Source organism: Chryseobacterium gleum, from assembly GCF_900636535.1.
Classification (GTDB): domain Bacteria; phylum Bacteroidota; class Bacteroidia; order Flavobacteriales; family Weeksellaceae; genus Chryseobacterium; species Chryseobacterium gleum.
Map to the genome: position 1 here is coordinate 3,165,953 of NZ_LR134289.1, position 12,642 is coordinate 3,178,594.

Annotated in this window: 11 protein-coding genes; 7 read left to right on the top strand and 4 right to left on the bottom strand. The window is 37.1% G+C overall.

Annotated elements, in window-relative coordinates; translation table 11 throughout:
- Position 1 precedes the first annotated feature (1 nt).
- Both flxY and EL165_RS14400 read right to left on the bottom strand, forming a co-directional pair.
- Positions 2–1,294, bottom strand: coding sequence for a flexirubin biosynthesis putative acyl-CoA ligase FlxY (gene flxY / locus EL165_RS14395; protein ID WP_002983766.1), 1,293 nt, complete (start codon positions 1,292–1,294; stop codon positions 2–4).
- A gap of 74 nt (positions 1,295–1,368) precedes the next feature.
- Positions 1,369–3,057, bottom strand: coding sequence for a M23 family metallopeptidase (locus tag EL165_RS14400; RefSeq protein ID WP_002983768.1), 1,689 nt, complete (start codon positions 3,055–3,057; stop codon positions 1,369–1,371).
- Between the two features lie 435 nt (positions 3,058–3,492).
- Here EL165_RS14400 and ileS point away from each other — a divergent pair, with 435 nt between their 5' ends.
- The 7 genes from ileS (at position 3,493) to trpS (ending at position 10,428) form a co-directional block, all read left to right on the top strand.
- Entirely contained in the window at positions 3,493–6,888 is a 3,396-nt protein-coding gene (ileS, locus tag EL165_RS14405) for an isoleucine--tRNA ligase (protein ID WP_002983770.1), read from the top strand.
- 58 nt (positions 6,889–6,946) lie between these two features.
- Positions 6,947–7,327: a TraR/DksA family transcriptional regulator gene (locus EL165_RS14410; protein WP_002983772.1), complete on the top strand. Its 381-nt coding sequence runs from the start codon at positions 6,947–6,949 to the stop codon at positions 7,325–7,327.
- Between the two features lie 78 nt (positions 7,328–7,405).
- Complete coding sequence (locus tag EL165_RS14415; RefSeq protein WP_002983773.1) at positions 7,406–7,651, top strand: DUF6576 domain-containing protein; 246 nt, start codon at positions 7,406–7,408, stop codon at positions 7,649–7,651.
- 16 nt (positions 7,652–7,667) lie between these two features.
- Positions 7,668–7,862, top strand: coding sequence for a DUF2683 family protein (locus tag EL165_RS14420; RefSeq protein WP_002983775.1), 195 nt, complete (start codon positions 7,668–7,670; stop codon positions 7,860–7,862).
- Entirely contained in the window at positions 7,862–8,500 is a 639-nt protein-coding gene (locus tag EL165_RS14425; protein WP_002983777.1) for a lipoprotein signal peptidase, read from the top strand. The genes EL165_RS14420 and EL165_RS14425 overlap by 1 nt, the downstream gene beginning before the upstream one ends.
- 15 nt (positions 8,501–8,515) lie before the next feature.
- On the top strand, positions 8,516–9,160 hold the full coding sequence (locus EL165_RS14430) for a SanA/YdcF family protein (RefSeq protein WP_002983780.1): 645 nt from the start codon (positions 8,516–8,518) through the stop codon (positions 9,158–9,160).
- A gap of 299 nt (positions 9,161–9,459) precedes the next feature.
- Positions 9,460–10,428 carry a tryptophan--tRNA ligase gene (gene trpS / locus EL165_RS14435; protein ID WP_002983782.1) on the top strand — a complete coding sequence of 323 codons (969 nt, stop codon included), beginning with the start codon at positions 9,460–9,462 and terminating at the stop codon, positions 10,426–10,428.
- 47 nt (positions 10,429–10,475) lie between these two features.
- Here trpS and EL165_RS14440 read toward each other — a convergent pair whose 3' ends face one another.
- Positions 10,476–11,771, bottom strand: coding sequence for a sensor histidine kinase (locus tag EL165_RS14440; protein WP_002983784.1), 1,296 nt, complete (start codon positions 11,769–11,771; stop codon positions 10,476–10,478).
- Positions 11,771–12,442: a response regulator transcription factor gene (locus EL165_RS14445; RefSeq protein ID WP_002983785.1), complete on the bottom strand. Its 672-nt coding sequence runs from the start codon at positions 12,440–12,442 to the stop codon at positions 11,771–11,773. Before EL165_RS14445 ends, EL165_RS14440 begins: the two co-directional genes overlap by 1 nt.
- Positions 12,443–12,642: the final 200 nt, after the last annotated feature.

Below are 12,642 nucleotides of genomic sequence, written 5' to 3' on the forward strand. Positions count from 1 at the left end.
TTTATCTTAAATCAATAAATGTGATTGGTTTCCTGCTGTTTGGATTAAAAACTGTTTTAGATAATATATCAAAATCAATGATTTCAATTTTTGGGCTTACTCTCAATTTTGCCCGGAAGTGATCTCTGACTTCATTTACAAAAGTCTCATGCCCTTCTTCTGTGCTTAATTTGATGATAATTTCATCAAGTCCTATTTCGTTGGCCTGAATAACAATCTGATAGCATAAAATATTGTTGAAATCATTCAGGATATCATTCATTGCCGGCGGATACAGCGTTGTTCCTTTATATTTGATCATCTGCTGTTTTCTACCTATCACAGGTCCTAACCTCATCGTATTCCTTCCACATTGGCACGGCTCATAGTGAGCTTTTACGATATCACCTGTTTTAAATCTCAATAAAGGAATGGCTTCCACCCCTAAAGTTGTAATGGTAAGCTCACCACTCTCTCCTTCTTTTACAGGATTGCCTTCATCATCCAGAATTTCTGTAATGATCAGTTCCGGATGGTGATGTCCTCCGATCTGAAATTCACATTCTGTAAAAGCGGTGCTCATCTCGGTAGAAGCATAGGTGGAAAAAAGCTTTATATCCCACTTTTCTTTGATCTTCTGGGAAAGAATATTATCTGTAAAATCCTGATTTTTGATGCTTTCTCCAATACACACAGCTCCATACACACTTGAATTTTTATAATCCAAACCGTGTTTTTCGGCATAGTCAATCATTTTCAGCAGAAAAGAAGGCACTGTAATCAGGTATTTTGGTTTGTATCTGAAAATAGAATCCCATTGCAGTTCAGGAATTCCCGGTCCCATTCTCACCACACTTGCCCCCATTTTTCTTAAGCCTAAAAAATAAGCAAGTCCTGCCATAAAACGTTTGTCGATGGTGGTAATCATCTGCACAACATCTCCTTTCTGAATTCCTGCACAGGCAAAAGAAATCGCTTCATTATAGGCAAGTCTTTCAAGATCACCGTCGGACAATCCGAATGTCACAGGATCTCCCAATGTTCCGGAAGTGGTACTGTAATCAACAATTTTATCAGGTGTTATGCAGAAAAAATCATGATTGTGCTGCTGAAGATCATTCTTTGTGGTGGTAGGAATCTTCTGAAGATCTTCCAGCGTAAGAATGTCAGCAGTATTAATATTATTTTCTTTAAAGAGCTTCTGATAAAAAGGCGAATGGCTTTCCAGGTAGACCAAAAGTTCATGAAGTTTTTCTTCCTGAAATTTTTTGATTTCCTGAATCCCTGCTTTCTCAATTGACGGATGAAATTCCAATGATTTTAATTTTTAAAAAGCAAATTTATTTAATTAAAATTAAAAGATTGAAAGATTGAAACATTAAAGATTATTTATCTACGGAATGTAAAAATTTGTGTGTTGGTATTTCCTGCGGTATTGATCGTGGTTACTTTTAGAGTATGAGAGCCTGATCCTTTTGAACATTTTTCATCAAAGATATACACAAAATCATCTTTTACACGGGCAAACCTTAGCCACTTTCCGTCCAGTTCGGCCCGGAATGAAACAATATCTCCCACTTTTGTTGTTCCTTTTAGTCTCAAAGAACTACTGCTGACCAAAGCACCATCATTCCAACCTGGCGAAACGGATGGCAGAGTATTATCAATCACCAACTGCGCTGTACCCAATCTGTTAAATCGTCCTTCTGCCTGGTCAGCATTCCATTTTGCTTTTACAAAATCTTTGTCACTTCCGTAATCAAGAATAATAACAGCTTTGTCTTTTTCTGCATTGGATAATTTCCTATTGGTTTTTATTTTCAAAGTATAGTCATCATGAACAGGAATATATGGATTATGCAAAACAATACTGTTCGAAGCTGCATCCGGATTAGCGGACGTTTTTTCATAGGCATTGAAATTTACAGCATCATAGAGTGCATTTTTACTGAAACTGATTTCTGCATTTTCCGTTGTTAGCGTTTTTCCTTCATTAGGTACAACTGTTTTACCTGAAGATGCAATTCCGCTTCCTGCATTACTCAACTGAACTCTGGCAGTTAATCTGCTCGTATTACCTTTTACATCCTTTACAACAATTTCGATATTGTGAACATCTTCATCCTGAAGATTGATAATTCCTGAAAGTTCAGGCACGCTATAATTTTGCAGTTTCATCCCCGGCAAAGCAGACAGATGCTGAATTCCTACTTTGTCTCTGATGAATTTCGTATAATCTATACAACCATTGATATATCGGGTATCATCATAATGTACTTTATCAATTTTAAAACTGTACATCAGTTTACCATCCATCAATAGTTCAGCATTATAAATCCCAAGATTAAATCCCTGATTAGCTTTATCTACAGCTTTAATTCCGAAACTTATCTTCGGTGAACTGACTCTTACAGCATCTGCAGTGTAACTACTTCCCGCTTTTTTCACTGCAATTCCGTTTGCTCCGGGCTCATATGTACTGAATCTACGGTCATACCAATACAATCCACTGATAATGGGAGCTACAGAATCCGGAATATTAAATCCAAACAATAGAGGATTAAGGCATTCTTCTGTTTTGGTATCCCTTATCTCAAAATGCAGGTGCGGACCCGCCGAACCTCCTGTATTTCCACTCAATGCAATCTGTTGTCCTTTTTCCACTGGAAACTGCCCGGGTTGAAAGGTAATATCCTGTTCCCACTTTTCGTCTTTGTACTGCTTTTCCTTTACATATTCATCAAGTTTATTGAAATATTTATTCAGGTGGGCATATACTGTGGTATAACCGTTGGGATGAGTGATGTAGATTGCATTACCGAAACCATATCTTTCTACTTTTATCCTGCTTACATAGCCTTCTGCTGCAGCCAGAACCGGTAAATTTTCCTGACTGTTGGTTCTTAAGTCAAGTCCCATATGAAAATGGTTCGTCCTGATAGCACCAAAATTAGCCGCCAACTGCATGGGAATGTTTAACGGGTTACGGAAATAGTTTTGAGGATAATTATTCTGAGCGTTTATGATGATGGTATGGATAAAACAGATAGCAACCATCAGTTTGGTAAAGATTTTCATACAGCATTTGGGTTTATAGGTCTACTTAAATGTACAAAATTCCGGCCAATAAGCGGTTGCTGCACTAGCCTTTTTCAAACCAATTTTGTTTTTTACCCGTATTCATCTGCTGAATGAAACGCCTTTGCGAACAATGTTAACCCATTCTTACGATCTTTATGAACTTTGCGCAATCATTAAGCCTTGGATTTGCCTTTATTGTTTAAGCGGGCTAAAGCCCGCGCTTATTGAATAAATTACGCTAAATTTTATATAAATAACACCCAGAAAAATTCACTTATTCACCATTCACCATTCACTTTTACCCTACATTTTATTTATATTTCTGAAATTGAACTTTTTAATAGATGATATCAAAATAAAACATATATTATAAACCGACAAATTTTAGTAAATTTGCAGACTTAATTAATCAACGATATTGAGATATTTACAATGAGCCAATTTAAAGAATACAAAAACCTCAACCTTATTGACGTAGCAGAGAATGTAGCGGAATTTTGGAAACAAAATAAAACCTTCAATAAGAGTGTTGAGATTCGTCAGGGAAATCCTGAGTTTGTTTTTTATGAAGGTCCGCCTTCAGCAAACGGTATGCCTGGAATTCACCACGTAATGGCAAGAGCATTGAAAGATATTTTCTGCCGTTACCAGACTCAGAACGGAAAGCAGGTTTTTCGTAAAGCAGGCTGGGATACGCATGGTCTTCCTGTGGAACTGGGTGTAGAAAAAGAATTAGGAATCACTAAAGAAGATATTGGCAAAAAAATCTCTATTGAAGACTATAACAAAGCTTGTCGTGAAGCAGTAATGCGTTATACCGATGTCTGGAATAACCTTACGGAGAAAATCGGATATTGGGTAGACCTTGATGATCCGTACATCACGTACAAGTCAAAATATATGGAAACCGTTTGGTGGCTGTTGAAGCAATTGTATGATAAAAACTTATTGTACAAAGGTTACACGATCCAGCCTTACTCTCCAAAAGCAGGAACAGGACTTTCTTCTCATGAGCTTAACCAGCCTGGAACCTATCGTGATGTTTCTGACACTACCGTTGTGGCTCAGTTTAAAGTGAAGAAAGACTCTTCGGCATTGTTCAACGATGTTGACGGGGATGTACATATCCTTGCATGGACGACAACTCCGTGGACGCTTCCATCCAATACGGCTCTTACCGTAGGAAGAGATATTGAATATGTTTTGGTTAAAACCTTCAATCAGTATACATTTGAACCTGTAACTGTAGTTTTATCAAGTGTTCTTTTACCTAAAGTTTTCGGTAAAAAATATGCAGAAGGTACAGATGAGGATTTTGCCAACTATACTCCGGAGACTAAAGTAATTCCTTTCAGAATATTAAAAGAATTTACCGGAGAAAAACTAGTTGACACAAGATATGAGCAATTAGTTCCGTGGTTTACACCAAACGATAATCCTGAGAATGCGTTCAGAGTTATCTTAGGAGATTTCGTAACAACAGAAGACGGTACCGGTATCGTACACACAGCACCTACTTTTGGTGCAGATGATGCGAGAGTTGCTAAGATGGCTCAGCCTGAGATCCCTCCTATGTTGGTAAAAGATGAAAATGACAACCTTGTCCCATTGGTAGATTTACAGGGGAGATTCATCAAAGGAGAAAATGTTCCAGAGGTGTTTTCAGGAAAATATATCAAAAACGAATATTATGATGAAGGAACAGCTCCTGAGAAATCATGGGATGTAGAACTTGCGATCCTGTTGAAAACGGAGAACAAGGCCTTCAAAGTAGAGAAATATGTCCACTCTTATCCACACTGCTGGAGAACAGACAAACCGGTATTGTATTACCCGCTGGATTCATGGTTTGTGAAAATGACCGCTGTAAAAGACAGATTGGTTAACCTGAACAAAGAGATCAACTGGAAGCCAAAAGCTACCGGAGAGGGACGTTTTGCCAACTGGCTGGAAAATGTAAATGACTGGAACTTATCCCGTTCAAGATATTGGGGTATTCCGTTGCCAATATGGAGAACGGATGACCTGAAAGAAGAAAAAATCATAGGTTCTGTAGAAGAGTTATACAACGAAATCGAAAAATCAATTGCAGCTGGACTGATGACTGAAAATCCGTTTAAAGGTTTCATCATCGGAAATATGGCAGAGTCTAACTATGAGCTTGTGGATCTTCACAAAAATGTAGTAGACAAAGTGGTATTGGTTTCTGATTCAGGAAAAGCAATGAAACGTGAGAGCGACCTGATTGATGTTTGGTTCGATTCAGGGTCTATGCCTTATGCACAGTTGCATTATCCTTTTGAAAACAAAGAATTAATTGACAATAACAAAGCATTCCCGGCTGATTTCATTGCGGAAGGTGTTGACCAGACCCGTGGATGGTTCTATACGCTTCACGCCATCGGAACTGCGGTGTTTGATTCAGTTGCTTACAAAAATGTAATGAGTAACGGTCTTGTTCTGGATAAGAACGGACAAAAGATGTCAAAACGTTTAGGAAATGCTGTAGATCCATTCGAAACACTTGCTGTTTACGGGCCGGATGCTACCCGTTGGTATATGATCTCCAATGCCAACCCTTGGGAAAACCTGAAGTTTGACATTGAAGGAATCGACGAAGTAAGAAGAAAGTTCTTCGGAACCCTTTACAATACATATTCATTCTTTGCTTTGTATGCGAATGTGGATGGCTTCAACTATTCAGAAAAAGAAGTGGAAAACCGTCCTGAAATCGACAGATGGATCCTTTCTGAGCTGAATCTTCTGATCAAGGAAGTAAAAGCATTCTATGAAGATTATGAACCGACAAGAGTAGCAAGAGCGATCAGCACTTTTGTGAATGACAACCTGAGTAACTGGTATGTAAGACTATGCAGAAGACGTTTCTGGAAAGGAGAATATTCTGATGACAAAATCTCTGCTTACCAGACTTTATACACTTGTCTTGAAACAGTAGCCAAGCTTTCCGCTCCTATTGCTCCATTCTTTATGGATCAATTGTACCAGGACCTGAATAAAGTAACAGGAAAAGAAAACTGTGAATCTGTACACCTTACTGATTTCCCGGTAGCTGATGAAAACTTAATTGATCAGGATCTGGTTGAAAAAACGCATTTGGCTCAGAACATTACAAGTATGGTCTTCTCTCTGAGAAAGAAAGAAAATGTAAAAGTTCGTCAGCCGTTACAGAAAGTATTGGTTCCTGTATTGGATTCTAAAACAGAAGAACAGATTCTTGCTGTTGCAGACCTGATCAAGCAGGAGGTAAACGTAAAAGAATTACAGTTAATTAATGCTGAAGAAGCATCCCACTTAATTGTAAAGCAGATAAAACCTAACTTCAAAGCGCTTGGTCCTAAATTAGGAAAAGACATGAAGATGGTAGGTGCAGAGATTGCTAATCTTAGTGCAGAACAGATTACCCGTCTAGAAAAAGAAGGAAAAACAGATGTTCAGGGATATGAAATTACCCTTGATGATGTAGAGATTTCTACCAAAGATATCCCGGGATGGACAGTAACTTCTGACGGAAAAACAACTGTGGCATTAGATTTGACCTTAACCGATGAGTTAAAATCTGAAGGGATCGCAAGAGAGTTCATTAACAGAATTCAAAACCTGCGAAAAGACAAAGACTTTGAACTGACAGACAAAATTTCAATTGCATTGGAAGAAAGCTCTCCTTTCTTGAATGATATTAAGAAAAATGAGGAATATATTTCTTCTGAAGTCTTGTCAAATAAAATAGAAATTGTATCTTCACTTTCAAATTTTAACGAAATCGAAATAGATGAGGTTAATTTTAAGATAAATATTGAAAAAAATTAACATGTAGTTATTGTATTTCAAATTCCATTTCATAATTTTATTAAAAAAGAGAAAGAATATGTCAGACGAAAGAGTTAGATACAGCGATGCTGATTTACAGGAATTTAAAGCGATCATTAAAGAAAAAATAGAAAAAGCAGAAAAAGATCTTCAGCTTATCAGAGAAAGTTTCATCAATGACCAGAATAACGGGACGGATGATACCTCTCCTACTTTCAAAGCTTTTGAAGAAGGAGCAGAAACGTTAAGCAAAGAGCAGAATTCTATTTTGGCAGGAAGACAGGAGAAATTCGTGCGTGATCTTAAAAATGCTTTGATCAGAATCGAAAACAAAACGTACGGTGTTTGCAGAGTGACAGGAAAACTGATTCCTAAGGAAAGACTTCTGGCTGTTCCTCACGCTACGCTGAGCATCGAAGCGAAAAATATGCAGAAATAGCCGTAAGGTTTGTAAAATAATATTGGGTTTATATCGTATTTACGGATACTTTATAAACCTAATTTTTAATGTATACCCATGAGCGAATTATTAATTTTGGGCGTTATCATCGCAGGAGTATTGTTGTTTTTCAACAGAGCATGGATCAAAAACAGATTTTTTCCTGATCCGCAGAGAAACTATACTATTGATGATCAATTCAATTCTGATAAACGGGAGCGGGAGAAAGAAATCGACAGACTTCTGAGCAAAATGGGCAAAAACGGAGTGAATGATCTCTCTGAGAAAGACAGAAAGAGACTCGATGAACTGTCTAAAATGTAACAATTAAATAAAAGAAATGGAATCTATCATAGTACATCCTAAAAATTCTATGGAGCTGAGTGCACTGAAAAGTGTTCTGAAGGAAATGGGCATTAAATTTGAAAAAGCTCACGTTAAAAGCTCGTTCAACGGACAGAAAGTAGTCAAGAAAGCAAGCGACAACAAAAATGTAAAGCCGGCAGCAAAGCCTTCAAAACCTAAAGGACAGTAATGAAAAAGATTTTAGCGATAACCTTTTTAGTGTTGTTAATTGACCAGGCTTCAAAAATTTATATTAAAACTCATTTTGGACTGGGTGACAGTGTTTCTGTTTTTCCGGGTTTCAAACTTACTTTTGTTGAGAATCCGGGAATGGCTTACGGGTTTCATTTCGGAGGTATTATCGGAAAATATTTTCTTGTTATCCTAAGAATTTTCCTGATCGGAGGAATGCTGTATATGTTTAAAAAATGGTTAAAAGAAGGTGCCTCCAACTATCTTTTGATTCCAATGGCAATCATTTTTGCAGGGGCGATAGGAAACCTTATTGACGGAATGTTCTACGGAATGATCTTCGACAGCGGAAGCATTTATGATGCCAGTGTTGACAGATGGCTGGATTACGGTGGAGTCTCTAAGCTTGTTCCTTTTGGACATGGGTATTCTTCGTTTATGAAAGGATGTGTGGTAGACATGCTGCACTTCCCGCTGGTAGACTGGTATGTTCCTGAAAGCTGGCCTTTGATAGGCGGAAAACACATTGAGTTCTTCAAATATATTTTCAATGTTGCGGATTCTGCGATTACTGTAGGGGCAGCATTCTTATTGATATTCAGAAAAAAAGCTTTCCCGAACGGCCTGGAGTTTTAAAATGATGTATTTCGGATGAAAAAAATAATCAAAAATATTTTTAAAATTTTCCTGCTTCTTCTGGTTGCAGGAATTATTTTTATTACCTGGGCGAATTACAGCATCAAAAAAGAGAGTGAGTCTTTCGTTTCTTATAATATTGCTGATCTGCCTGAAGCCAAAACAGGTTTATTGCTGGGAACCGGGAAACTTCTGAACAACGGACAGCCAAATGCTTATTTCTACAACAGAATAAAAGCTGCAGCTGATTTATACAAAAGCGGAAAAATACAATACATTATTGTCAGTGGCGACAACAGTACCAAAGATTATAATGAACCTGAGGATATGCAGTTTGCATTGATACAGGAAGGAGTTCCAAAGGATAAAATTATTTTAGACCATGCCGGATTCAGGACACTGGATTCTGTAGTAAGAGCCAAGGATATTTTCAGCCAGACAAAACTTATCATCATTTCTCAGAAGTTCCATAATGAAAGAGCCGTTTTTCTGGCCCGAAAAAATGGAATGGAAGCCTTTGGGTACAATGCAGCTGATGTGAATAAGTATGCAGGGTTAAAGACTAATATGAGAGAGTATGCAGCCAAAGCTAAGGCATATTGGGATCTTCTTTTCGGAGTAGAACCGAAATTCGGAGGGGAGAAGATTGCGATTCCTTAATTTTTTTCAACCACGGATTGCACGAATGGTCACAGATGATTGAGAAAGATTGATTGATTTTGGCTAAAGCCAATGGATGGATGTTGAATTTTAAGCTGGCTGGGCTAAAGCCCACCCCTATTGAATTTTAATAACAACATCTTTTATCTTTTATCTTTTATCTTTTATCTTTTATCTTTTATCTTTTATCTTTTATCTTTTATCTTTTATCTTTTATCTTTTATCTTTTATCTTTCGTTATTCCCCTCAAACCTCGTAAATTTGCTATTCATTAATTTTTTAAATATAAATTGTAAACAATGTCAAGAATTCTTACCGGCATTCAAGCCACCGGAACACCCCATCTTGGAAATTTATTAGGGGCCATTATTCCTGCGATCGAACTATCCAAGCAGGAAGGAAATGAATCATTTTTATTTATTGCGAATCTTCACACACTTACACAGATTAAGGATGCGCAGACTTTAAGACAAAATACCTACGAGATTGCTGCGGCTTGGCTTGCTTGTGGACTGGATACTGAAAAAACATATTTCTACAGACAAAGCGATATCGCTGAAACCTGTGAACTTTCTTGGCATTTATCATGTTTTTTCCCTTATCAAAGATTAACATTGGCTCATTCATTTAAGGATAAGGCGGACAGACTTCAGGATGTGAATGCAGGTTTGTTTACTTACCCTATTCTGATGGCTGCAGATATTTTGCTGTATGATGCAGAGATTGTTCCTGTTGGAAAAGATCAGCTTCAGCACCTGGAGTTCGCCAGAGATGTCGCGTCAAGATTCAACAATCAGATGGGTGAAATTCTTGTATTGCCACAGTCTGAACTTCAGGAAGACACCAAATATGTTCCCGGAACAGATGGCCAGAAAATGTCAAAATCCAGAGGAAATATCATCAATATTTTCTTACCGGAAAAGGAACTTAAAAAACAGGTGATGAGCATTGAAACGGATTCTAAAGCTTTAGAAGACCCTAAAGATCCTGAAACGGATAAAGTTTTTGCCATTTATCAGCTGATTGCTACTCCGGAACAAACCGAGGAATTAAGAGCTAAGTATCTTGCCGGAAACTTCGGGTACGGACATGCTAAAAAGGAATTACTGGATTTGATTCTGGTACGTTTTGAGAAGGAAAGAGAAACGTTCAACTACTATATGAACAATCTTGATGAGCTTGAGGCAAAGCTGCAACAGGGAGCTGAGAAAACCAGACCTATTGCTCAGGAAACTCTTAAAAGAGTAAGAACAAGCTTAGGATTTTAATGCTAAGTTTTTTATCATAAGAAAGCCTTTCGTTTTGAAAGGCTTTTCTATTTAATATAGCTGCTGTTATTTTTAGTGAGAATAAAGTAATGTATATGATCTGCATATTCATAGTTAATTTCCCATCCCGGATACTGCCTGATAATAGTTTTAACGATAGACAGCCCCAATCCAGTAGAAGTATGATCTGAACCCTGCTTATAGAATCTGTTAAATATCCTTGTCGTATCCAGAGGCACAGGGCTTCCACTATTTTGAAATGTTATTCTGTTATTTTCAATGATAATGTTTAGAATACCTTCCTCATTATTGTATTTGACGGCATTCTTAAGAAGATTCGACAACAGAATATCTGCCAGATCCTGATTGAAATCGGCTATAAATTTTCCTTTCTCAATAATACTGACCTCTACTTTTTTAAAAGCGATAAAATCTTCGTAATTCTGAACCAGCTGGGTAACCATTCCGTTAAAATCAACATCTGAAGTTTTGTTAAACTGACTGTTTTCAATTTTGGAAAGCATTAATAAAGATTTATTTAAACCTACCATTCTTCTCAGGTCGTTCTTCACCCCGGTAAGAAAAGTAAGGTTCTTTTTATCCAGATCATCATTCTGGATCATCAGATCAATTTTATTAATCACAATAGCCAAAGGAGTCTGAAGTTCATGAGACGCATTTTCAATAAACTGCTTCTGCTGATAGAAAACAAGCTCATTACGTTCAATCATTTCATTGATTGCTTTGTCTAATTCTTCAAACTCAGTGATTTTATAATTGTACTTTTCCCGGGAAAAAGGAATTCCAAATTGATATTTTTTAAGCTTATCCAGAATCTGATAGAAGGGTTTCATTGCCTTATTCAACAAATATCCGTTGACTACCACTATACTTATCACCAAAAGAATATAAAGCACAATCAGGGCAGTGGTAAGGTCATATATCAATTCATCTTCCTCCACCGTTGAAGTTCTTATAACAAGCCGCTGATGCCCTTTGAACTGATCGATAAAGTCTGCTTCCAGAACTCTGTAAGGCTGGTCTTTATCATCATACTCCATGTAATACATTTTATTATAAAGCCTGCTTTTGTTTTGATATTCTTCAACTTTAATAGGATTGATTTTAAATTCATTGAATCCAAACTCATTATTCTTCAAAAGCTGCGGATTAAGATAAACAGCTTTGATAATCTGTATTTTTCTGTCCCTTAAACCATCATCTACATTATCATGTACTTCATCCAGGATATAGGCATAAAAAAGCCCTGCCCAAACTGCTATAATCAGCAGCAGGATCATGATCAGGTACTTTATAGTGTAATATTTTAATGAAGTCTTCATCAGATCAATTTATATCCTATTCCGTATACCGCCTGAAAATCTGCTTCTGCATGGAGAGTTTTCAATTTTTTACGAAGATTCTTAATCTGGGAATAAATAAAATCGAGACTATCCGCCTGATCGATATAATCTCCCCAAATAGCTTCAGCCAATGTTGTTTTCTGCAAAGTCTTTTCAGGATGAATCACAAAATAATACAAAAGATCATATTCTTTACGGTTCAGGATAAGCTCTCCATTCCCTACTTTCACAATTCTGCTCTCCGGATCAATGCTTATATTTTTGTAACGGATGATATTTTCTCCATCCTGATTTTTTCTTCTGATCACAGATTTGATTCTGGCCAGAAGTTCGGCAAGGTGAAAAGGCTTTGCCAGATAATCATCAGCTCCTATTTCCAAACCTGCAACCTTATCGTCCACAGAGTCTTTAGCAGAAAGGATGATCACCGGATCTTTCTTATGCATTTTTTTGATCTCCTTCAACAGATCTATACCATTTCCGTCAGGCAGCATTATATCGAGTAAAATACAGTCGTATTCGTAAGAAATAATTTTTTCCAGCCCGGCACTGTAATTCTCCGCGTATTCCACAATGAAATGTTCTGCTTCCAGAAAATTCTGTACGGTATCTTTCAGTTCGGGTTCATCTTCTATTATTAAAATCTTCATATTTCTGGATCTATTTACTCTGCTGCATGGTTAACTTATATCAAATATAGGAAATTATAAGGAGGGAAGCCGGAGGCAGAGATACCCATCTGAAAGTCTACGAGAATATGATCAGTATAAGAGTGATATGATAAATTACCGATAAGATATCTACAAAATGGAAATGCGCTCTGCCCTTTTCTCTCAGATCTCTTTTCATA

Bases quoted from the DNA above. Each gene is read 5' to 3' on its own strand.
- EL165_RS14400 (WP_002983768.1), bottom strand. From the start codon at position 3,057: ATGAAAATCTTTACCAAACTGATGGTTGCTATCTGTTTTATCCATACC.
- EL165_RS14425 (WP_002983777.1), top strand. From the start codon at position 7,862: ATGAAAAAGATTTTAGCGATAACCTTTTTAGTGTTGTTAATTGACCAG.
- EL165_RS14415 (WP_002983773.1), top strand. From the start codon at position 7,406: ATGAGCGAATTATTAATTTTGGGCGTTATCATCGCAGGAGTATTGTTG.
- EL165_RS14430 (WP_002983780.1), top strand. From the start codon at position 8,516: ATGAAAAAAATAATCAAAAATATTTTTAAAATTTTCCTGCTTCTTCTG.
- EL165_RS14440 (WP_002983784.1), bottom strand. From the start codon at position 11,771: ATGAAGACTTCATTAAAATATTACACTATAAAGTACCTGATCATGATC.
- trpS (WP_002983782.1), top strand. From the start codon at position 9,460: ATGTCAAGAATTCTTACCGGCATTCAAGCCACCGGAACACCCCATCTT.
- ileS (WP_002983770.1), top strand. From the start codon at position 3,493: ATGAGCCAATTTAAAGAATACAAAAACCTCAACCTTATTGACGTAGCA.
- EL165_RS14420 (WP_002983775.1), top strand. From the start codon at position 7,668: ATGGAATCTATCATAGTACATCCTAAAAATTCTATGGAGCTGAGTGCA.
- EL165_RS14410 (WP_002983772.1), top strand. From the start codon at position 6,947: ATGTCAGACGAAAGAGTTAGATACAGCGATGCTGATTTACAGGAATTT.
- EL165_RS14445 (WP_002983785.1), bottom strand. From the start codon at position 12,442: ATGAAGATTTTAATAATAGAAGATGAACCCGAACTGAAAGATACCGTA.